Source organism: Streptomyces sp. NPDC058751 (assembly GCF_042746485.1).
In the GTDB taxonomy this organism is placed as follows: Bacteria; Actinomycetota; Actinomycetes; order Streptomycetales; family Streptomycetaceae; genus Streptomyces.
On the sequence record NZ_JBHYPZ010000015.1, the window covers coordinates 113,558 to 135,454 of the forward strand.

At 72.9% G+C, this 21,897-nt stretch carries 17 protein-coding genes; 1 reads left to right on the top strand and 16 read right to left on the bottom strand.

Annotated features, from left to right (window positions below):
- The first annotated feature begins 432 nt into the window (after positions 1-432).
- Positions 433-1,188: a phosphatase PAP2 family protein gene (locus ACFW6B_RS16480; RefSeq protein ID WP_386596439.1), complete on the top strand. Its 756-nt coding sequence runs from the start codon at positions 433-435 to the stop codon at positions 1,186-1,188.
- 22 nt (positions 1,189-1,210) lie between these two features.
- Here ACFW6B_RS16480 and ACFW6B_RS16485 read toward each other — a convergent pair whose 3' ends face one another.
- The 16 genes from ACFW6B_RS16485 to asnB all read right to left on the bottom strand — a co-directional run bounded on the left by ACFW6B_RS16485 (position 1,211) and on the right by asnB (position 21,895).
- Entirely contained in the window at positions 1,211-2,542 is a 1,332-nt protein-coding gene (locus tag ACFW6B_RS16485; RefSeq protein ID WP_386596441.1) for a glutamate-1-semialdehyde 2,1-aminomutase, read from the bottom strand.
- 7 nt (positions 2,543-2,549) lie between these two features.
- Positions 2,550-3,101 (bottom strand): dTDP-4-dehydrorhamnose 3,5-epimerase, encoded by a 552-nt coding sequence (gene rfbC, locus ACFW6B_RS16490; protein WP_386596443.1) that lies wholly within the window; start codon positions 3,099-3,101, stop codon positions 2,550-2,552.
- Positions 3,098-4,330: a polysaccharide pyruvyl transferase family protein gene (locus ACFW6B_RS16495; protein WP_386596445.1), complete on the bottom strand. Its 1,233-nt coding sequence runs from the start codon at positions 4,328-4,330 to the stop codon at positions 3,098-3,100. The genes rfbC and ACFW6B_RS16495 overlap by 4 nt, the downstream gene beginning before the upstream one ends.
- A complete protein-coding gene (locus ACFW6B_RS16500) occupies positions 4,327-5,274 on the bottom strand; it encodes a glycosyltransferase family 2 protein (RefSeq protein WP_386596447.1) in 948 nt (315 codons plus the stop codon). Before ACFW6B_RS16500 ends, ACFW6B_RS16495 begins: the two co-directional genes overlap by 4 nt.
- Positions 5,271-6,569, bottom strand: a complete 1,299-nt coding sequence (locus ACFW6B_RS16505; RefSeq protein WP_386596449.1) for a hypothetical protein — start codon at positions 6,567-6,569, stop codon at positions 5,271-5,273. The genes ACFW6B_RS16500 and ACFW6B_RS16505 overlap by 4 nt, the downstream gene beginning before the upstream one ends.
- A gap of 5 nt (positions 6,570-6,574) precedes the next feature.
- Positions 6,575-7,828: a DUF4910 domain-containing protein gene (locus ACFW6B_RS16510; RefSeq protein ID WP_386596451.1), complete on the bottom strand. Its 1,254-nt coding sequence runs from the start codon at positions 7,826-7,828 to the stop codon at positions 6,575-6,577.
- Between the two features lie 32 nt (positions 7,829-7,860).
- Positions 7,861-8,886, bottom strand: a complete 1,026-nt coding sequence (locus ACFW6B_RS16515) for an NAD-dependent epimerase/dehydratase family protein (protein WP_386596453.1) — start codon at positions 8,884-8,886, stop codon at positions 7,861-7,863.
- Between the two features lie 3 nt (positions 8,887-8,889).
- The gene (locus ACFW6B_RS16520) at positions 8,890-9,537 is read right to left on the bottom strand and encodes a PIG-L deacetylase family protein (protein WP_386596455.1); all 648 of its coding nucleotides are present in this window, start codon (positions 9,535-9,537) and stop codon (positions 8,890-8,892) included.
- Complete coding sequence (locus ACFW6B_RS16525) at positions 9,534-10,364, bottom strand: glucose-1-phosphate cytidylyltransferase (protein WP_386596457.1); 831 nt, start codon at positions 10,362-10,364, stop codon at positions 9,534-9,536. The genes ACFW6B_RS16520 and ACFW6B_RS16525 overlap by 4 nt, the downstream gene beginning before the upstream one ends.
- Positions 10,361-11,596: a methyltransferase domain-containing protein gene (locus ACFW6B_RS16530; RefSeq protein ID WP_386596459.1), complete on the bottom strand. Its 1,236-nt coding sequence runs from the start codon at positions 11,594-11,596 to the stop codon at positions 10,361-10,363. Before ACFW6B_RS16530 ends, ACFW6B_RS16525 begins: the two co-directional genes overlap by 4 nt.
- On the bottom strand, positions 11,593-12,834 hold the full coding sequence (locus tag ACFW6B_RS16535; RefSeq protein ID WP_386596461.1) for a glycosyltransferase: 1,242 nt from the start codon (positions 12,832-12,834) through the stop codon (positions 11,593-11,595). Before ACFW6B_RS16535 ends, ACFW6B_RS16530 begins: the two co-directional genes overlap by 4 nt.
- A 2-nt stretch (positions 12,835-12,836) precedes the next feature.
- The gene (locus ACFW6B_RS16540) at positions 12,837-14,069 is read right to left on the bottom strand and encodes an O-antigen ligase domain-containing protein (RefSeq protein WP_386596463.1); all 1,233 of its coding nucleotides are present in this window, start codon (positions 14,067-14,069) and stop codon (positions 12,837-12,839) included.
- Position 14,070: 1 nt separating this feature from the next.
- Complete coding sequence (locus ACFW6B_RS16545) at positions 14,071-15,591, bottom strand: right-handed parallel beta-helix repeat-containing protein (protein WP_386596465.1); 1,521 nt, start codon at positions 15,589-15,591, stop codon at positions 14,071-14,073.
- A 178-nt stretch (positions 15,592-15,769) separates the two neighbouring features.
- Positions 15,770-17,734: an alginate lyase family protein gene (locus ACFW6B_RS16550; RefSeq protein ID WP_386596467.1), complete on the bottom strand. Its 1,965-nt coding sequence runs from the start codon at positions 17,732-17,734 to the stop codon at positions 15,770-15,772.
- Positions 17,731-19,935, bottom strand: coding sequence for a bi-domain-containing oxidoreductase (locus tag ACFW6B_RS16555; RefSeq protein WP_386596469.1), 2,205 nt, complete (start codon positions 19,933-19,935; stop codon positions 17,731-17,733). The genes ACFW6B_RS16550 and ACFW6B_RS16555 overlap by 4 nt, the downstream gene beginning before the upstream one ends.
- A gap of 25 nt (positions 19,936-19,960) precedes the next feature.
- Positions 19,961-21,895: an asparagine synthase (glutamine-hydrolyzing) gene (asnB, locus tag ACFW6B_RS16560; RefSeq protein WP_386596471.1), complete on the bottom strand. Its 1,935-nt coding sequence runs from the start codon at positions 21,893-21,895 to the stop codon at positions 19,961-19,963.
- Between the last annotated feature and the right edge of the window lie 2 nt (positions 21,896-21,897).

Here is a 21,897-nt window from a genome sequence, read left to right on the forward strand (position 1 = left end):
GGGTGATATCAGCATATCCGCGCGCTTCTGTGTGCTCCTGAGCCGTATCGCGGCGGTATGCGATGTGTGGAATCGTGGGTCACCGGAGTTCAGGACGCTTCACGCCGTCCTGCGAGTGAAGTGAGGGAGGTCCCCATGTCCTCGAAGCGACGCCGGAAGAAGAAGAGCCGCCGCAAGCACGCCGCGAACCACGGCAGACGCCCCCAGTGCTAGCCGGGTGAGACTCTTGACCGCATCCCAGGACAGGCAGGACGGCCGGGAGCCCGTGCGGGGCCCGCCCCGCAGGGGGGGCGGAATTCCATCCGTACCACCACCCTGCGGCGGTGTGCCGCGCGGGTGTTGTTGGTTAGGGTGGCGAAGGCTCGCGTACGGGCCGGTGCCGGACGCAACGGGGGTTCGTTCGTGGGGAGTTGGAGCCGGGAGGAAGCCGCCGTGGTGCCCCCGTCGCTACGGGCGCGGCTCGCACTGACCGCGGTCCTCGCCGCGCTGGTGGTTCTCGTGCTCGGGGTCCTGTACGCGGGCGACAGCGAGCCGGGCCCGCTGGACGCGCGGCTCGGGGAGGCCGCCTACGACGTGGGGCCGTCGTGGCGGCACGCCGCCCTGGTCGTGGACTTCCTGGGGGAGCCGGCGGGCTCGGCGGCCCTGGTCGCGGTGCTCCTGGCGGGCTGTCTGCTCCTTCGGCTTCCCCGCGCGGCGGTACTCGTCGTGGCCGGCCCCGCCGTGTCCGTGGTGACGGCGACGCTGCTCAAGTCCCTGGTGGGACGCACGATCCACGGCGACGGGAACCTGTCCTACCCGAGCGGACACACCACCTTCGTCACCGCGCTCGCCCTCGTCGTGGCCCTGACCGTGGCCGGCCGGCTCGGCCTCGGCAGAGCGGCGGGCACCTCGGTCGTGCTCGGCGCGCCGCTGGCCGCCGGCGCGGCCATGGGCTGGGCGCAGGTCGCCCTCGGCGCGCACTATCCGACGGACGCCCTGGGCGGCTGGTGCACCGCGCTGGCGGTGGTCCCGGCGACCGCGTGGCTGGTCGACCGGGCGGCCGACCGGGCGGCCGACCGGACAGCCGACCGGATGAAGGACCGGGCGGCCGTCCGTCCGACGGACCGAGCGACGGACCGAGCGGGGGACGGGGCGGCGGAACGGTCGGCGGAACGGTCTGCCGACGCCGGTCACCGGGAGCACCGCTGACGTCACGTCACCTGACGTGACGTCATGCCCGGCGCCGGAAAACCGGCTTCACCGGCCGTCCGGACAGCCACGGTGCGGGGTCCGCCGCGTCGAGTGCCTTGCGGTACACCGCGCACGCCTGGGCCACCACGTCGACGGTGTGATCGATGTCGGCGTCGTCGAGCGCGCTGCTCACCACGAACGACGGGGCCAGCACCCCGCCCTCCAGGAGCCGGCGCAGGAACAGGGTGCGGTACTCCTGCGACGGCTTCCCGTTCTCGTCGAGGGTGGCGAAGACCAGGTTGCTGGCCCGCCCCCGGACGACGACGTGGTCGCCGACCCCCATGGCGGCCGCGGCCTCGCGGACACCGGCCGCCAGCCGCTCGCCGAGGGCGTGCAGCCGCGCGGTGACGCCCTCCTCGACGTAGGTGGCCTGCACGGCCATCGCGGCCGCCAGGGAGTGCGTCTCCGCGCCGTGCGTGGTGGACAGCAGGAACACCCGGTCGCCCGGGTGGCGCAGCCCGCCCAGTTCCATCAGCTCGCGGCGCCCCGCCAGCGCGGAGACGGCGAACCCGTTGCCCAGCGCCTTGCCGAACGTGGAGAGGTCGGGGACGACGCCGTACAGGCCCTGGGCGCCCGCCTCGGACCAGCGGAAGCCGGTGATCATCTCGTCGAAGACCAGGACGCAGCCGTGCCGGTCGGCCAGCTCGCGCAGAGCGGCGAGATATCCGGCCGGAGGCTCGGTCTGGGTGGCGGGTTCGAGGATCAGACAGGCGATCTCGTCCTCGTACCGGGTGAGGAGTTCCTCCGTGGCGGCCAGGTCCCCGTACGGGAACGTCACGGTCAGCTCGTCGGTCTCCGCCGGAATGCCGGCGGACATCGGAGTGGTGCCGATGAACCAGTCGTCGACGGAGAAGAACGGATGGTCGGCGCAGATGGCCACCCGCGCGCGCCCGGTGGCGGCGCGGGCCAGGCGCACCGCGGCGGTGGTGGCGTCGGAGCCGTTCTTCGCGAACTTCACCATCTCGGCGGTCGGCACCGTGGCCAGGAAGCGTTCCGCGGCCTCGGCCTCCATGATGGAGGGCCGGACGAAGTTGCTCCCGCGGTCGAGTTCCCGCCGCACCGCCTCGGTCACACGCGGGTGGGCGTGGCCGAGGCTGACCGACCGCAGGCCGGAGCCGTACTCGACGTAGCGGTTCCCGTCGACGTCCCACACGTGGGCGCCGCTGCCGTGGCTGATGACCGGGGCCAGGCCCTCGGGGTACTGGTCGTCGCCCTTGGCGTAGGTGTGCGCGCCGCCGGGGATCATGGCGTGCAGCCGCTCGTTCGCCGCCCGGGAGCGGGGCAGGAGGAATTCTCGGGTGTTCTCCGGCACGCGGGCCTCAGCTTTCCTGGTGCTGCAGGACCTTGGCGAGGCTCTGCGCCTCCCGGTCCCGTCGGGACATCGATGTGACCGGCAGCGGCCAGGCGATGGCGAGCTCCGGGTCGTCGAAGGCGATCGTCACGTCCTCGGCGGGATCGTGCGGGCGGTCGATCTTGTACGAGGTGTCGGCGGTCTCGGTCAGGGCCTGGAAGCCGTGCGCGCACCCCGCGGGGATGTACAGGGTCACCTGCGTCTCGCCGGACAGCTCGAAGGAGGCCACGTTGCGGTACGTCGGCGAGTCCGCCCGCAGGTCGACGACGACGTCGAAGATCTTTCCGTACGAGCACCGCACGAGCTTGGCCTCGCCCGCGCCGGACCGCAGGTGCAGTCCGCGCAGCACGCCCCGGACCGAACGGGACACGCTGTCCTGGATGAAGGCGTCCGGGTCGAGGCCCACCGAGCGGACCACGTCGGCGTCGAAGGTGCGGCAGAAGAAGCCGCGTTCGTCGGCGAACGGCGTCGGCTCGAACAGGTAGGCGCCGGCGATCGCCGGTACTTCGGTCGCTTTCACGGTGTCTCCCGCAGAGTGGGGGCGTTGTCGGTCGCCGGGAACAGGGCCGCGGTCAACTCGTCGAACTGGTCGTCCAGTTGGCCGGTGACGACCTGGTTCCGCTCGGCCAGGGTCCGCCGCAGTTCCGCCGAGTCCTTCTCCAGGGCCCGGAACTGTTCGAGCAGCCGGCCGGCGTCGGCCTCGCGCGCCGGGTGGCAGTACGCGCCGAGACCCATCCGCTCCATGAGCGCGTCGCTCTTCGCCGCGTAGCTGAGCGCGAGCGTCGGTGTGCCGCTCTTCAGCGCGCAGATCAGGTTGTGGTACCGGACCGCCACCACGGTGTCGGCGGCGGCCGTCTCGTTCATCAGGTCGGCCAGCGAGGCCGGTTCGGCGGCGGTGACCAGCGGCGAGTCCACCGCGTCGAGGACCGCGGCGACGACCGACGCGTCACACGCGTCGCCGGTGAGCAGCCGGACCGGCCTGCCCTCCTCGGCCAGCGTGCGCACGAACCGGATCGTCCCGTCGAGGTAGCGCCCGTGGATCTCCTCGGCCCGGGCGCGGTCGTCGTTGCCGCCGTGGAAGTCCATGACGCCGACGCAGACCGGTCCCGGCGAGTCCGAGGGCGTGCCCGAGGGCGGCGCGGGCAGGGAGAAGGCGAGGTCCGGGTAGACCTTGTCGCGCGAGGTGTCCACGCCCATCGCCCGCATCGCGTCACGGGACCGGTCGTCCCGGTACGACCGGTACGCGGCCAGGCGGGCCGACCAGCGCACCAGGGCCCGGGTCGGCCGGCTGCCGATCTCCGCGGCGCCGACGCTGACCAGGGCGACCCGGGTGCCGAGCAGCCGGCCGCTCGCGCAGAGCAGGAACAGCGAGTACGGGAAGCCCCACGGCCGCAGCGGCAGCGTGGCCTCCAGGACGCCCATGCCGGGGACGATCACCACGTCGTGCCGGCGCACCCAGGCGGCGGTGCGGAAGACGTCGACGAACTTGCCCAGCCCCTTCGCCGCGACCGAGCCGACGCGCGACGCGGTCCGGTACTCCGCGCGGTTCCAGTGCAGCCGCGTCGCGGGGATCCCGAACCGGGCCGTGACGGTCTCGGGGCCCCCGCACAGCGCGTCCACGGCCGCCTCCGGGTGCCGCTGCCCCAGGTAGCCGAGCACGGCCTCCAGCGACCCGTCGTTGCCGAGGTTGCCGGAGCCGAGCAGACCGAACACCCCGACACGCACAGCGGTCCCGTCCGCGGCCGTCATGCCCGCCTCCCCTCGCGCCCGGCGACCAGGTCGTCGACGGAGACGGTGAGCAGGGCCGGGTCGACCGGGGCGCGGTCCTCGACCCGCTCGCCGGCGCCCGGCCGGGCCCGGCTGGTCATCCAGGAGGCCAGGTGGCGGTAGCAGGCGCGCCGGTCGTCCGGGGACAGCGGCGCCCGCCGGACCGCCGAGACGAAGCCCCAGACGTACTCGGCGAGCAGCCGGGGCGTCGGGTGCAGCGGACCCGCCCGGCGCGGGTCCAGGTTGACGCACCGGGAGCGCTTGGAGGGGTTCGCCCGCTCGGCCCGGGTGGGGTGGTCGCGGCGGAAGTACAGCAGTTCGGGCACCTGGTGGAAGGGCCCGTGCAGGGTGATCTCGGCGACGAACGTGCGGTCCGCGTGGTGGTAGCTGTCGTGCGGCTTCACCCGGCGCAGCACGTCGGCCCGCATCACCCCGTAGAAGTCGTCGCCCCCGGGCTCGAACAGCAGGCTGCGGAAGCGCTCCGGCGCGTGCGGCGAGTCGGTGGCGAGCCCGTACTCGTACGGGACCTTCACCCGGCCGTCGCCGTCGATCACCGCCTGGCCGCTGTGCGCGAGGATCACCTCCGGCCGCTCGTCCAGCGCCTCCACGCAGCGCTTCAGCAGGTCGCGGGCGTACAGGTCGTCGTGCGAGGCCCACTTGAACAGTTCGCCGCGGCACTCGGTGAACACGTAGTTGTGGTTCGGCGCGGCGCCGATGTTCCGGGGCAGCCGTATGTACCGGACGCGCGAGTCCTTCGCGGCGTACCGGCGGCAGATGTCCTCGGTCCCGTCGGCCGAGGCGTTGTCGGAGATGACCAGCTCGAAGTCCTCGTAGGTCTGGCCGAGCAGGGCGTCGAGCGACTCGGCCAGGTACTCCTCGCCGTTGTAGACGGGCAGGCCGATGCTCAGCCTGGGTTGCGCGGTCATGACGTCCTCACTTCGCGGATCGGATCTTGAGCGTGCTCGCGCAGGGCGGAGCGCAGTTGCAGCCACCACACGGCCGAGCCGCTGACGGTCGCGGCGGCGACGCCCCAGGCCGAGCCGACCGCGCCGCCGGCGGCGGCACCGCCGAGTCCGCCGCCGACGTAGCAGGCCGAGGCGAACAGCTGGCAGCGCAGGCTGCGCCGGGCCGCGCCGAGCGCGCGTAGCCCGGCCGCCGCGCCGGTGCCGAGGCCGGCGCCGGCGACGCCGAGGCTGACCGGCACGATGAGCTGGGAGGCGGAGTGCCAGACGTCGCCGAGCACCAGCTCGCCGAGCCGGCCGGGCACCAGCAGCAGCGCCGAGCCCCACAGCAGCGCGCCGACGGCCTGCCCCCCGCCGAGGAGGAGGCAGAACCTGCCCAGTCGGTGCGGGGCCTGCCGCAGCACCCGTGCCGCCTCCGGGACGGTGACCAGGGAAAGCCCCATGAGCACGGCCAGGAACGGGCCGAGCAGGAGCTCGGCGCCCCGCACCGCGCCCACCGCGCCGACCCCGACGATCGCGCCGAGCCCGTACGCCCGCAGCTGGCTCGCGCCACTGAGGCTGACGTTCTCGACCAGGTAGCGGTAGCCGAGGTCGCGCTGCTCGCGCAGCCACTCGCGCGCCCGCGCCGTCCGGGGCCGGATGCCGGACTGGAGGCAGCCGTACCCCGCGGCCACCGTGGCGGACGCGCCCCAGGCGAGGACGAAGGCGGCCACGCTGCCGACGCGGGCGGCCACCACCATGGCCGGGACGAGCGCGACACCCCACACGACGTCGTTGAGGAACGCCTTCCGCCCGGTGCCCGCGGCGAAGAACGAGTACCGCCAGGCGTCCTGGAGCAGCAGCCCCGGCAACGTGACGCCGAGGGCGACGAACGCGGGCCCGACCCGGCCGCCGAGGCCGAGCCCGGCCAGCAGGCACACCGCGCCGAGGGCGGCGCCGACGCCGAGCGCGGTACCGGTCGACCGGCCCACCGCCCCGCGCCAGGCCGCGCTTGGCGGGCCGCTGAAGCGCACCGTCAGCGGATCGGTGGCCAGCCCGCGGGAGACGTTGAGCACCACGCCGTACGTCACCCAGGCGAGGCTGAACACGCCGAACGCGGTCACCCCCAGCGAGCGGGCCACGTAGATGCCCACCGCGAAGTTGGAGATGCTGGAGGCCGCCTGGTCGGCCAGCCCCCAGGACAGCCTGCCGACGAGGGCCCGCTTGGCGGACCCGGCCGGTGGCGCCGTCGTCGGCGGATTCTCCTCCTCGGCGGTCATCGGCGTCACGCCTTGATCAGTTCGGCGTCGCGCAGGGCGTCGGCCGCGGCCACGACGGCGCTGAACGGCAGCCCGGACCGCTCGGCGACGTCCAGCAGACCGTGCTCGCCGTCGGAGAGGCTGAGCACCCAGAGCATGGCCATCTGGGCCTGCTTGGTGTCACTGCGGCCGCCGAGCGCGTCGTACAGCCCGCGCCGCCCCAACTGCGGTTCGCCGTAGGGGCTGAGGTTGACGTACCGCCGGTTGCGGTCCAGGACGGCGAACGCCTCGCGGCAGAGGGCGAGCGTGTCCGCCATCGCCTCCGGGGAGACGAAGTCCGGGTCGTCCGCCGAGGTGTGGTACTCGGGGTAGCCGGCGTACGGGGTCCGGCTGAGCGAGCCCACGCCGAGATCGAACCCGGGCGAGCAGTACTGCCGCTCGTCGTAGCCGTACGGGGTGAACTCCCTGATCTCGTGCGGGCGTTCGGAGGCGGCCAGCACGTGCCCCATCACCCGGTCGATCTCCGCGTCACCGCGCCTGCTCCGCTTGTACGTCAGCTTGCCCCGGTCGCCCGCGCAGGCCAGCACGAGCCCGTGCTTCACCCTTTCCACCCGCTCCGCGTTCCGGGCCAGCCAGGTGATCGCCCCGATCGTGCCGGGCGCGAAGATGAACCGGTAGGTGTAGTAAGGCGTTTGCTCCGCGAGCGCCCGCGCGAGATACGTCGCCACGGCGATGCCGGCCAGGTTGTCGTTGGCCAGCGACGGGTGGCAGACGTGGCAGGAGACGATCACCTCGTCGGCGACCTGCCCCGGGACCACGTGCTCGGCGTAGGTGAGGTGGCCGTCGGCGAGCGTGGAGTCGATGCGCACCTCGTACTCGCCGTCCGGCATCGCGTCCAGGGTCTCCTGGGCCAGGCAGAACCCCCACTCCGGCTTGTAGTAGCTGGTGCGGTACGGCACCCACGACGGGTGGTCCGGCAGGGTGTGCAGGTGCTCGCGCAGCTCGGACAGCGGCATGGTCGCCGACACCGGCACGCTGTAGCCGAGCACGTGCAGGCTGGACGCGGCGAAGTCGACGACCCGCCTGCCCGTGCCGTCGGCGATGTACGCGTCCCGGATGTTCCACTCCTGCGGCACCGTCCAGTCGAGCACCTGCGTCCCGGTCGGCACCTCGTGCACCGTGAGCGGGACGTACTCGCCGACGATGTCCAGGGTGGCGCGCACCCCGTCGCCGGTGATGCTCCGGCACAGCGGGTACATCCGCCGCACCAGCTCGTGCATCTCCTCGCCGGCACCTCTTTTCACACGCGTGGTCACCGGCGCCGCCGCAGGGTGTCGTCGACGGTGCCGGCGCCGGACGCGGCGCGCAGCACGGCGAGCCGGGTGAAGCGCTGCTCGAAGTTCTCCTGGGTCAGCCCGTGCTCGCGGTAGGCGTCGGCGAGTTCGAGCGCCCCGCGCTCGACCGTCCACTCGCAGTCGAAGCCGGGGATCGCCCCGCGGAACCGGGAGAAGTCGACCCGGTAGGACCGCGGGTCGGCGCCGTTCTCCCCGGTGATCACCACCTTCGCGCCGGACACCGCCTCGGCGACCTGCTCGGCGATCTCGGCGACCGTGACGTTGTTGGTCTCGCTGCCGATGTTGAACGCCCGGTCGTGCACCGCCTCGCGCGGCGCGTCCAGCGCGGCCGTGAAGGCCCGCGCGATGTCGGCGGCGTGCACCAGCGGGCGCCAGGGCGTGCCGTCGGACAGGACGAGGACCTCGCCGGACAGCAGGGCGTGGCCCACCAGGTTGTTCAGCACGATGTCGGCGCGCAGCCGGGGCGAGAAGCCGAAGGCGGTGGCGTTGCGCATGTACACCGGGGTGAAGTCGTCGTCGGCCAGCTCGTGCAGGTCGTCCTCCACCCGCACCTTGGACTCCGCGTACGGCGTCACCGGCCTGAGCGGCGCCTCCTCGGTGACCAGTTCGCCGCCGCCCGCGGCGCCGTACACCGAGCACGTCGAGGCGTACAGGAAGCGCCGCACCCCGGCCTCGCGGGCGAGCTTCGCCAGCCTCACGGAGGCGTGGTGGTTGATGTCGTAGGTGAGTTCGGGCGCCAGCGATCCCAGTGGGTCGTTGGACAGCGCGGCGAGGTGGATCACGGCGTCCACCCCGGCCACGTGCTCGGCCGTGACGTCACGCAGGTCGACCCTCGTCCCCGGCGGGTCGGCGGGTGCCGGGCCGAGCACGCAGTCGGCGAACAGGCCGGAGTCCAGTCCGACGACCTCGTGTCCGGCGGCCGCGAGGACCGGGGCCATGACGGTGCCCAGGTAGCCCTGGTGCCCGGTCAGCAGTACGCGCAAGGTTCATTCCCCCAGGTCGAGAGTGAGTTTGGTGACGGCGAACGCCTCGGCGTAGCGCGCGTTGCATTCGATGCCGCGGATCCGGGCCAGCCCGAGGAAGGCCTCCCGGTCGTACCAGGGCCGGTGCCGCTGCGAGGGGTAGTGCTCCTGAAGCAGCCGCACCTTCTCCTCGGCGGTCCCCGGCGCCAGCGGCTGGTACGCCGACGGACGGCCGAGGTCGCCGTCCCACTTGACGATCTCGTAGCCGAGCACGAGGTGGTCGCGGAACGCGGTGGTCATCAGCTTCGCCAGACCGCGGTGGTCCTGGTGCGCGTCGTCGGGGCGCGGGGCGAGGACGAGATCGGGTTCCGTGACCGCGCGCAGCTCCTCGACCGCGCCCTTGGCCTCGTCCCAGTGCGCGGGCAGCCGGCCGTCCGGCAGCTTGTGCACGGTCAGCCCGAGGTCGGCGCCCGGGCAGAAGGCGGCGAGCGCGGCCCGCTCCTCCTGCTCCCGTTCGCCGCCACCGCCGGTGAGCACCAGCGCGTCGACGCGGATGCCCGGATGCGCCTGACACAGCGTCAGCAGCGTGCCGCCGGCGCCGATGGCGATGTCGTCGCAGTGCGCGCCCACCGCGACGATCCGGTCCAGGCGCCCGGTCCCGAGCCGGATCACGCGGTGCCCGCCGTGGCGCCGACCCGGCTCGCGGGCACCCGCGCCGTCGTGCCGCCCCGCTCCCACACGGCCCACGGACGGTCGCCCCGGGTGTAGGCGTCGTCGAGCGCGGCCCGCTCCTTCACGGTGTCGGTCGGCTTCCAGAAGCCGCGGTGCTGGTGTGCCACCAGCCTTCCCTGCTTGGCCAGTTGGGCGCAGCCGTCGGCCACCAGGTCCCCGTTCTCCGGGATGTGGTCGAAGACCTCCTGGCGGAGCACGAAGTAGCCGCCGTTCTCCCACAGCGGCATGTCGCTCACCGCGGTGATGCCGCCCACCAGGCCGTCCTCGCCCAACTCCACGCAGTGGAAGGAGGACTGCGGCGGCACCACCATCATCGACGCCCCGGCGTCGCGCCGGGCGAAGCTGTCGATCATCTGCGGCAGCGGGGCGTCGGTGAGCACGTCGGCGTAGTTGGCGAGGAACATCTCGTCGCCGTCCAGGTGGTGCCGCACCCGGCGCAGCCGCTCCCCGATCGGCGACTCGATGCCGGTCTGCGCGAACGTGATCGTCCAGTCGGCTATGTCGGTCGACAGCAGCTCGGTCCGCCCGCCGCGCAGCACGAAGTCGTTGGACGTCGTCTCCTCGTAGTTGAGGAAGAAGTCCTTGATGTGGTGGGCGCCGTACCCGAGGCACAGGATGAACTCCTTGTGCCCGAAGTGCGCGTAGTAGCGCATGACGTGCCAGATCAGCGGGCGCGGGCCGACCATCGCCATCGGCTTGGGCACGTCGTCGGACGTGCCGTTGCGCATCCGCATCCCGTAACCGCCGCAGAACAGGACGACCTTCATCGCTTGACCTCGACAATGCTCAGTTCCGGAATGGGGAAGACCAGCCGGCCGCCCCAGTCGTGCACGTAGGAGAGCTGCTCGACGAGCTCCTCCCGCAGGTTCCACGGGAGGACGAGGACGTAGTCCGGCCTGTCGGCGGCGATCCGCTCGGGCGCCAGGATCGGGACGCGGGTGCCCGGGGTGAACCTGCCGTGCTTGTAGGGGTTGCGGTCGACCGTGTACGCCAGCAGGTCGGGCCGGATGCCGCAGTGGTTGAGCAGGGTGTTGCCCTTGCCCGGGGCGCCGTAGCCGACGACCGTCTCGCCGCGCTCGGCCGCCTCGATGAGGAACCGCAGCAGGTCCCGGCGCACCTTGGCCACCCGGGCGGAGAACTCGGTGTACCCGGACAGGTCCTGGAGCCCGGCCGCCTTCTCCCGGTCCAGGACCTCGGCCACGCGGGCGGAGGGTTCCCCGGCCACCTCGGACGGGCGGGCCCACAGCCGGATCGAGCCGCCGTGCGTGGGCAGCAGCTCGACGTCCACCAGGGAGAGTCCGCCGCTCGCGAGGGCCCGGACCGCGGAGGCGACCGTGTAGTACTGGAAGTGCTCGTGGTAGATCGTGTCGTACTGGTTCTCCTCGATCAGCGTCAGCAGGTGCTGCACCTCGATGGAGACCCAGCCGTCGTCGGCGACCAGGGCGCGCAGCCCCCGGGTGAACCCGACCACGTCGGGGATGTGCGCGTACACGTTGTTCGCCACGACCAGGTCGGCCGGGCCGTGCTCGGCACGGACGGCGCCGCCGGTGTCCGGGTCGAGGAACGCCGTGAGCGTGGGCACACCCGCCTCCCGGGCCGCGGCGCCCACGTTCACCGAGGGCTCGACGCCGAGGCAGCGGATCCCGCGCTCCACCACGTGCTTGAGCAGGTACCCGTCGTTGCTCGCGACCTCGACCACGAAGGCGTCGGGGCCGAGTCCCACCCGTTGTACGGCGTCGGCGACGAAGGTGCGCGCGTGCTCCACCCAGGACGTCGAGTACGAGGAGAAGTACGCGTACTCCGTGAAGGTCTCCTCCGGCTCGATCAGCGGAGGGATCTGCGCGAGCCAGCAGTCGGTGCAGACCCGCAGGTGCAGCGGGTACGCGGGCTCCGGCCGGTCCAGTTGGTCAGCGGCGAGAAAGCTCTCGCACGGCGGTGTCGCCCCCAGGTCGACGACGCTCGCCGTCGCGTGCGAGCCGCAGAGTCGGCATCGTGTCATGTACTGTCCCCATCCCCCTTGATCGCGCGGGTGTCCCCGTCGCGAGCATGTGCGGACCGTCCCGCGATCGCGGTCCGGTACCCCTCCACCAGACGCTCCAGCCCGACGGCCGGGCTGAAGCCCTGTTCGTAACGGCGCCGGGCCGCCCGCCCCATCTCCCGGTTGTCGTCCTGCTCCGCCGTGATCCGGCGCAGACAGGACGCGAGGGAGGCGGGATCGCCCGGCTCGTGCAGCAGCCCGGTCACCTTGTCCTCGACGAGTTCGACGAAGGCGCCGTGACCGGCGGCGACCGTCGGGACCCCCGCCGCCATTGCCTCCACGACCACCAGGCCGAACGCCTCCAGCCAGGTGGAGGGGGCCACCACGGCGACCGACCGCGCGATCGCCCGCCGGCACTCCTCCTGGTCGTACAGCCCGACGTAGCGCACGTCGTCACGGCCCTCCGCCCAGGCGGTCACCTCCCGCTCCAGCGGCCCCGTGCCGGCGATCACGAGCGGCACGCCCGCACCGCCGCCGGCGGCGATCTCGTCCCAGGCGGCCATGAGCAGCCGTACGCCCTTGGCCTCCGCGAGCCGGCCCAGATAGAGCACGTGCTCGCCCGCGCCCTCCCTGCGGACGCCCGGTTCGGGCACGAAGTTGTGCTTCACCGCCAGCCGCCCGGCCGGCATGCCGGCCCCCACCAGGACGTCGCGCTGCGCCTCGGAGATGCAGAAGAACCGCTCCACACCGGTCCACCACCGTCGCCGGTTGACCGACATGCTGACCGCGAGCGGCACCGTCGCGAGCCGCGAGCCGCGGTAGCAGCCGTGCCGGACGGCGGGCAGCGGCGTGGACCCGACGCACTCGGCACAGGGCCGCCCGTCCCGCTGGAGCGTGCCGGGCGGGCAGACCTGGGTGTAGTTGTGCAGCGTGGCGACGGCGGGCACACAGGCGTCGGCGCAGGCGGCCAGCACCGCCGGCGACAGGAGCGGGAAGACGTTGTGGACGTGCACCACGTCCGGCCGCTCGGCGCGCAGCTTCGCCGCGAGCTCCTTGCGGACCGCCGGGTTCCACGGCACCAGCAGGGGTAACGCGGCCTTGGACGGCAGGGACCGGGCGGCGATGGTGTCGCTGCGCCGCTCGAACAGCTCGACCCGGTGGCCGGCGTCGCGCAGCAGCTCCACCTCCTGGTCGACGACCTTGTTCTCCCCGCTCGGCTGCGCCGAGGCGTAGCGGTTGTGCACCACGAGGACGTGCATGCTCAGATCACCTCCGGTCTCTGGGCCCATCGGGGAACGCGCCGCCGGGGGACGCGGGGCACCGGAAGGGGCGTGGCCGCGGCGGGCGCCGCCAGCAGCGAGGCGGCCACGGCCAGGTGCAGCAGGTACGGCGAGGCGTCGCCCAGCCCGGCCTCGGTGTACGACGCGATCGCGCAGTAGCTGATCAGGAAGATCGCGCAGGCCCGCTGCAGCGACGGTGGCCGCAGCAGCGCGACGCCGCCCAGCACGACGACGACCGCCGCCACCAGGACGACGCCGATCACGCCCTGCTCGTTGTAGACGGCCAGCCAGCTGTTGTCGATCGGCAGCCCGCCGAACGACTTGTCGCCCAGGCCCGCCCCGAACAGGTGCTCCGTGGTCGACCGGGGAGCGGCCAGCAGGGCGTGCCACACCTTGGCCCGGCCGGTGAGGCTGGAGAAGTTCTCCTGGCTCTGGCCGCGCAGGAACCACGTCTGCAGCGCGGAGGCGAACCCCACCGCGGCCACCGTGGCGCTCAGCACCGCCCAGGCGAAGAACCGGCGGGCGGCGCCGCTGGTCAGGACGAGCGAGCCGATCGCCAGCGCCAGCCCGAGGAGCAGGCCGAGCGTGGCCGTGCGGGTATGGGTCAGGGCGAGCAGCACGAGCGAGGGCACGATGACCACCACCGCGCTGGTCCGGTCGGTCCGGCGGCCCAGGACGAGCAGCACGGTGAGCCCGATGATCACCGCGGCGTACTGCCCGATCTGCGGCGGGGTGAGCGGCCACAGCGCGCCGACCAGCCGTCCGCCGTAGAGCTCGGGCATGGCCGCGCCGGGTGAGACGACCGCGCCCGCGGCCACCGTCCCGAGCACCGCCAGGTAGATCCGGATGTGATGCCGCACGAACGTCAGACCGCCGTCCCACCAGCGGCTGACCAGCCACAGCGTGCCGACGAAGAGGGCCAGCCGGAAGCAGCGGAACAACGCGCCGAACCCGGACTCCAGGTGCACGCTGGAGATCACGCTCGACACCAGCAGCAGGGTGAGCAGGAACACGTAGGCGCTGGGCCGGATGCGCAGCCGGACGTTGACCGCGAGCGCCAGCGCGAACGCGGCGACCAGCGCGCCCATGGTGACCATCTGGATGAGGGAGCGGGGGAGCGGGACGATGGTCTTCGCCCCGGCGGAGCCGAGCGTGTTGAGGATCAGCAGTCCCCAGACGGTCCCGACGATCTTCGGTGTGCGGTCCGCGCTCATCTCAGCCCCCGTCCTGGGGGGCGAAGGTGCTGCCCGCGTCCTGCCGGTACGGCGCCCCCTGCCACTGCCCGGAGTCGAGCACCCGGCTCGGGTCGTGGGCGACGAACCTCCACGGTCCGACGTAGGTGTTGTCGTGCCAGCGGTTGTGCTGCTCGCCGGTGATCGCCTCCGCCACCCGGTCGCCCTGGTACGGCGACCAGTCCGGGTAGGTGCCGTAGTTGGCCAGCACCGCCATGCGGTCGCACTTCACCGTGCAGTCGACGGCGGACTTGTCCAGCACGAAACGGTTGTCGTGGATGTCCACCCGCTGGGTCTTCCACCGGCAGTCGGCGTAGAGGGGTTCGGCGGCGATCGCCGGCTGGGCGCAGCGGTCCATGTCCTTCACCAGCAGCGTGCAGTCGCCGGACGAGGTGTTGGCCGGGCTGTTGCAGAACCGGTCGGCGTTCTCCCACAGGGTGATCCCCGACCAGTTGTTCTCCAGCAGGTTCTGGTAGACCTCGATCCTGTCCGTGCGGGCCCGGACCCGTGGTTCGCCGCCGGACTCCGACAGGTAGACGGTGGCGAACGGGAAGTTGTCCCCGCGGTCCGCGTACTTGCGGCCCTCGACCCGGTTGTTCCCCCGGATCGTGTTCTTCCGGATGACCGCGTTGTAGCTGGTCTCGTAGATCAGCGCGGCACCGTCGTTGGCCTCGAGCAGGTTGTCCTCGATGAGGAAGTCGTTGTTGTTGGTGTCGGCCCACAGCCCGGTCCCGCGGTTGTCGTGCACCCAGTTGCCGCGTACGTCGGCGCCGTCGACGGCCCAGAACTTGACCCCTCCGGTGCAGCCGCAGCCCGGCCGCTTCCGCTCCCAGTCGTCCGTGTTGTTGCCGGTGATCTCGTTGCCCTGGAGCACCAGGCCGCTGATGCGGCCGCCGCCCTTGTACGCGTTCACGCCGTACTGGCCGTTGTCGCGCAGGCAGGTGGCGCGGACCTGCTGGCGGGCCCCGGCCATCAGCCCGGCGCCGGAGTTGTGCTGGACCGTCGCGTGCTCGATCACCCACCCGTCGGCCGAGTCGTGGTTGACCACGCCTTCGTCGCGCGGGGCGACGAACCCCTGCACCGTCAGATAGCGGACGGTGACGTCGGGGGCGGTGCCGCCGAACGCGTACTGGTTGGTCCTCCGGCCGTCGAGCACCGCGCCCGGAGCGCCGAGGTAGACGTTCCCCTTCTTGGGGACGACCTGGGCGTAGCGGTCGGCCTCCAGCCTGTGCTTGCCCGGCTTGAGCCAGAACGTGGTGCCCGCGGGGCGGTTCTTGGTCTTCTTCGCCAGGTCGCCGGGGACCGACGGGTCGACCGTGACCGCGCCCGCCGGCGCCTTCGCCGGCCCGGACGCGGGCCTGGCGCACACGCGGGCCACGGACGCGGACGGCCCGGCGGCCGGCTTCAGCCGCGTGTCCGGCGAGCTGTCGCAGCCGGTCGCCGCAGGCAGGGCCAGCGCCAGCAGTGCCGCCGGCAGCGCCCAACGCCGCCACTTGATCCCCAAGCGTCCTTCCTTCCTAGGGGGTTTCTGATGGATCTCCGTGGAGGAAGGAGCGGCGTCCGGTGCGTGCTCTCGGCGTGCCGGCCGGAAGCCCTCGTACTGGGCGTACTCGGGCTTTCGGCCGGTGCGGCGAGAGTACGTGCCGGGCGTCGCGACGCCGCGGAGATCCATCAGAGGCCCCCTAGCCGTGGAACCTGAGTACGGTGGTGAACTCCCGCGTGCCGTCGGTGACACCGGTGCCGACCAGCGTGGTGGCGGGTTCCCTGCGCCCGAACCCGGCGGAGTACCAGCCGAGCGGCGGTTCGCTCTCGCCGCGGTGCGCACGCCACTCCAGCCGCCCGGGCAGGTCGAGTTCCGCGGAGCGGTCCTCGCCGTCCCGGCTCCAGGTGAGCAGTGCCCGGTTCCCCTCCAGCTCCGCGGTGACCGCCGGGCCGAGGTGGAAGGCCAGGCGCACCTCCCGGCGCGGGCCGCGCACCTCGTCCACCACCGTCAGTTCCCGCTCCGCGCCCGCCAGTTCCACCCGGCGGCGGTGCACGGAGGGCTGGTAGCCGTCGTGCTCGGCGCACCAGCGGGCCGTCCCCCCGGCCGAGGCGCCGGAGGTGTCCGCGACCAGGACGCGGCTGCGGGCGTGCCGGGTCCACAGGAACGGCCCGCCCGAGACGGACTGGTCACCGCCGTCCACCTCCAGGGTGTTGTGGCCGAGGGTCGAGCGGAAGTACCGCCGCCACTCGGGCTGCCCGTGGTAGCAGTACGTGCCCGGGTCGGCGAGCACGTCGACCCCGTCGTGCCGGACCTCCACGGACAGCGCGTCGGCGTGGGCGTGCGCGGCGATGGACAGGAACCCGTGCGGACCGCCGTCGCAGCGGACCCAGATCCCTCCCGGTCCGCGCAGGATGGTCATGCCCGCGTCGGCGAAATGGGCCGGCCGGTCCGCCGGGCGGGCCACGGCCGGCGCGCCCTTCCCCGGGTACGGCCGGACGAGCGCGGCCAGCAGCGGGGTGCGCACGTCGGTGCCGGTCACCTCCGGCCACCAGGCGAGCCGGCCGAACACGGCCTCCCCGGTGGTGAGCAGCGAGGCCCAGCGGTCGGTGCCCGCGCCGTCCACGACCAGACCGTGCCCGTCGTCCGCGTCGCCCTGACGCGGCGGCCGCAGCCGGCCGTCGACGACGGCCGCGAGCGCGTCCGTCATCCGCAGCAGCACCAGCCGGACCGTCGCGGGGACCCGGACGCCCGCCGCGTCCGCCTCGGCGACCGCGGCCAGGCCGAGTTCGAGCACCAGTCCGTGGTACTCGGTGGCCAGCTCGCGGTTGAGACCGGAGAGGAAGGTGTTGCTCCGCAGCTCCCGCTCCAGCGACCGCAGCGCCTCGGTCCGCCACCGCGCCGAGGAGGGGAACCATCCGAACGCGCAGGCCGCGGCGAACTGCCCGGCGGTCTCGGCGACGACGTGGTTGTTCGCCGAGGAGCCCCGGCTGGGGAAGGCGGCCAGCCAGCGCTGGTGGTGCCAGATCTGGTTCAGCGCCACCGGGTTGTCCTCGAACAGCGCGGCCGCGCCCGGCCAGCCGTCGAGCAGCCGGCGGATCCACACCCACGACAGCAGCCGGATGCCCAGCTCGATGCCGCTGGTCCAGTGCACCCCGCGCAGCGGCGGGTTGGCCGCCCACCACGACCGCAGGTGCGCGGCCACCCGCTGGGCGTACCGCGCGTCCCCGCTCACGGCGTACGCGGCGGCGAGCACGGTGAGGTACTGGTGCCGGGACGGCTCCCAGATCTGCTTGATGTCCCCGACCGTGCCCTCGTCGCGGTACGGCACGTCGAAGGCGTACACCTGCGGCGCCCGGCGCCCGGTCCTCGGGTCGTACGACCAGTCCGGGTCGGCCATGTCGCCGCGTTCCACGCCGAAGAACCCGGCGTGCCCCTCCATCAGCCGGTCCGCCTCGGCGACCAGACGCTTCGCGGCGTCCGGCGGCACCGCGGCGAGCGTCCCCGCGGGCAGGACCGCGGTGAACCGGGCGCCGGTCACGGCCGGGCAGCCGGGCGGCGCCGACCGCCACCGGCGTCTGCGCACCGCGTCGCCCGCCCGGCCGCCGACCTCCCGCGGCCCCATCCGGGACAGACGGCGCAGGTACCAGCCCGCGCTCATGGTCATCGGGGTCCCGCCAGCGTCACCGGCGCGCCGCCGGCCAGGGCGGTCCGCACGGCGAGGGTGGCCGCCGTCGTGGCGACCAGCGACTCCAGCGGCACCGGCATCGGACCGCCGGTCCGCACGGCCCTGACGAACGCGGCCAGTTCGGCGGACTGGCCCTTGTCCCGGGCCTTGGGCAGCCGCGAACTGACCCACCGCTTACCACCGTAGACCGAGGCGCGGACGAAGTCGTCGAGCCGCAGCACCTTGCCGTCCGCGACCAGGTCCAGCGTCTCCTTGGGGAAGCCGGGCGCGCCCGTGGTGACGTAACTGATGGTGGCGGTGGACTCGTCCGCGTAACGCAGGACGACCTGGAGGTCCTCGTTGCCGGACGCGGCGACCGCGTACACCGAGACCGGATCGGCGCCGAGGAGCCAGCTCGCCGTGTCGACGAAGTGCCCGCCCTCGCCGGCGAACCGCGAGCCCTCGGTGCCCTGCTGGAGGTACCAGCTGCCGTGCTGCAACCGGCCCGCGTTGACCAGGTAGCGCAGGCTCGCCGGACCCGTCCGGGCGCCGAACCGCTTCCTGGCCTCCTGGAGCAGCGGCGAGAACCGGCGGTTGAAGCCCACCTGGAGCCGGTCGTTGCCGGACTCCTCCACCGCCGCGAGGACACCCGCCAGCTCCTCCTCGGTGAGGGCGAGCGGCTTCTCCACGAACACGGCCTTGCCGGCGAGCAGGGCCCGCCGGGTCAGCTCGGCGTGCGAACTGTGCCGGGTGACCACGAACACCGCGTCGACGGCACTGTCGCCGAGCACCGCGTCGAGGTCGGTGGTCGCCTCCGCGAAGCCGAACTTCCGCTGCGCGTTGGCCGCGGACAGCGCCGTCGTGGTGACGACCGTCGACAGCTCGACGCCGTCGCGCTGCGCCAGGTGCGGCAGCAGCATCGACGTTGCGTAGTTGCCCGCGCCGATGAACGCCAGGCGCACCGGCGTCTTCGCGGCCCGCACCGGGGCGGACCTCCCGCCGCCGCCCCGCTTCACGGCGGGTACGGTCAACTCCTGGACTTTCAGAGGGGTTTCGGTGGTCTCCGTCTCCACCGCCTGCTCCGGGTACCGGAACAGCACGGCAACGGCCTTCAACTCGCCTTCCTCCAGGCTCCGGTACGTCTCGACGGCGTCGTCGAAGTCGGCGACGTGCGAGACCAGGGGCTCCACGTCGATCCTGCCGCGGGCGGCGAGGTCGAGGAAGCAGGCCAGGTTGCGGCGCTCGGTCCAGCGCACGTAGCCGATCGGGTAGTCCCGCCCCTCCAGCTCGTACTCCGGGTCGTAGCGCCCGGGGCCGTAGCTGCGCGAGAACCGGACGTCGAGCTCCTTCTCGTAGTACGCGTTCCACGGCAGGTCGAGCCGGCACTTGCCGATGTCGACGACCCGCCCGCGGTCCCGGCAGAGCCGGGCGGCCAGCTCGACGGGCTGGTTGCTGCCGCCGCCGGCGGCCAGGTACACCTGGTCCACGCCGTGGCCGCCGGTGAGTTCGGCGACGGAGTTCTCGACGGCCGAGGAGGAGGGATCGCCGCAGGCCGCCGCGCCCAGGCGTTCGGCGAGCTCGCAGCGCGCCGGGTCCGGGTCGACCCCGACGACACGGACCCCCGAGGCGGTGAGGAGCTGCACGACCAACTGGCCGATCAGCCCGAGGCCGATGACCAGCGCCACCTCGCCGAGCCGGGACTCGCCCTGGCGGACGCCCTGCATCGCGATCGAACCGACGGTGCCGAAGGCCGCGTGCCGCGGCGCGAGACCGTCCGGCACCGGGGCGTAGAGGTTCTTCGGCACCCAGTTCAACTCGGCGTGCAGCGCGTGCTCGTTGCCGGCGCAGGCCACCAGGTCGCCGACCTTCACGTCGTCGATCCCGGCGCCGACCTGCTCCACCACCCCGCACAGCGAGTAACCGAGCGGCGTGTACGAGTCCAGCTTGCCCATCACCTTGCGGTACGTGGCGGGCACCCCGTTGGTGGCGACGCTCTGCATGACCTTGGCGACCTGGTCCGGCCGGGAGCGGGCCTTGCCCAGCATCGACATGCCGGCCTCGGAGACCTTCATGAGCTCGGTCCCGGTGGAGATCAGCGAGTAGGCGCTGCGGACGAGCACACCGTCCGGCTTGCATCCCGGCACCGGCACGTCGAGCAGCGCGAGCTCACCGCTCTTGTAGTTCTGTACGACCTGTTTCACCGAAGTCCTCTTGTCTCTACTGTCTCTACGCCGTCACGGGAGAGTTCTGGCCGGCCCCGGAGGTCGCGCCGCGATACCAGTACTCGAGGGTCAGCACGTGCCACAGATGCTTGGAGAAGTCCCGCTGCCCAGCGGCGTCCTCGGCGACCATCCGAGCCAGCGCCTCGCGGCGCAGCAGCCCTGAACGCACGAGCTCGCCGTCGTTCACCACCTCGCGCACCAGCGGCGCGAGGTCCCGGCTCATCCAGGCCCGCAGCGGGGCGCTGAACAGGCCCTTGGGCCGGTACACGATCTCCCGGGGCAGGACCGAGGCGGCCGCCTCCTTGAGGACGGCCTTGCCCTGCCGTTTGACGATCTTGCGGTCACCTGGCACCGCGAACGCCGCCCTGACCACCTCGACGTCCACGTACGGCACCCGCACCTCGGTCGAGGCGGCCATGCTCGACCGGTCCGTGTAGGCGAGGTTCAGGCCCGGCAGGAACATCCGGGAGTCGCCCAGGCACATGCGGTTGACGAAGTCGTCGAGGCCGTTGTCCTCGTAGACGTCCGCGTGCTCGGTCAGCACGTCCTCGACCGCCGGGGCCAGGTCCGGATCGATCAGGGCGAGCAGCTCCTCCCGGTCGTACATGGTGTAACTGCGCCTGAACGCGGTCTCCTCCGGCAGATCGGCGAAGGACAGGAACCGCTTGGCGAAGCGCACCGAGCGGTACCCCCGGCGGGCCGTCGCGACCGGCAGCCGGTCCACGGCCGCGGACACGCCGCGCCGCAGCGGCCGCGGGACGCGCTGGTAGCGCAGCGCGATCAGGTTGGCCAGGTGCTTGCGGTAGCCGGCGAACAGTTCGTCGGCGCCCATTCCCGAGAGCAGCACCTTCACCCCGGCCTCGCGGGCCGCCGAGCAGATCAGGAACGTGTTGATCGCGGCGGGGTCGCCGATCGGCTCGTCCAGGTGGTGCGTCATCCGCGGCAGCATGTCGAGCACGTCCGGGGCGATCTCGATCTCGTGCAGGTCGACGCCGAACCTCTCGGCCACCTGCCGGGCGTAGCGCAGGTCGTCCGGCATCGCCTCGAACCTGGCGTCCTCGGCGCGGAACCCGATCGTGTAGGCGGAGATCCCGGGCCGGTCGCGGGCCGCCAGCGCGGTCAGATAGCTGGAGTCGAGACCGCCGGACAGGAACGTCGCCACGGGCACGTCGGCGAGCAGATGGCGGCGGGTCGACTCCTCGACCACGGCCGCGATGTCCGGCAGTTCGCCGGCGAGGGCCCGCTCCCGGCCCTCCTCGGCGACCTCCCGCAGGTTCCAGTACCGGCCGCGTTCCACCCCGCCGTCGGGCCGGAACCGGATCCAGCTCCCCGGCGGCAGCTTCTCCGCCTCGCGGAACGCGCACCGCGAGTCCGGCACCCAGTAGTACAGCAGCGAGGCCACCAGCGCCGCGTGGTCCACCTCCAGCGACCCGCCGCTCACGGCGGCCAGCGCCTTGAGCTCGGAGGCGAACACCAGGCCCGTGCCGCGCCGCAGCAGGAACAGCGGCTTGATGCCCAACTGGTCTCGGACGAGCGTCAGTTCACCGGTCCGCTCGTCGAAGATCCCGAACGCGAACATGCCGCGCAGCCGGGGCAGGCAGTCCGTGCCCCAGCGCCGCCAGGCCTCCAGCAGCACCTCGGTGTCGGAGGTGCCGCGGAAGCGCACCCCCGAGGACTCCAGCTCGGCCCGCAGCTCGGGCGCGTTGTACAGCTCGCCGTTGTACGTCAGGGCGAGGCCGCCCGAGACCATCGGCTGGGCGCCCGTCCCGGACAGGTCGACGATGGCCAGCCGGCGGTGCCCGAGGTGCACCTCGCCGTCACCGGCGGGGTGGCTGTAGCGGCCCGCCCCGTCCGGGCCGCGATGGGCGAGGGTCTCGGTGAGCCGGTCGGCCACGGCCTTCCCGTCGGGCCAGCGGTAAGTACCCGCGATGCCACACATGT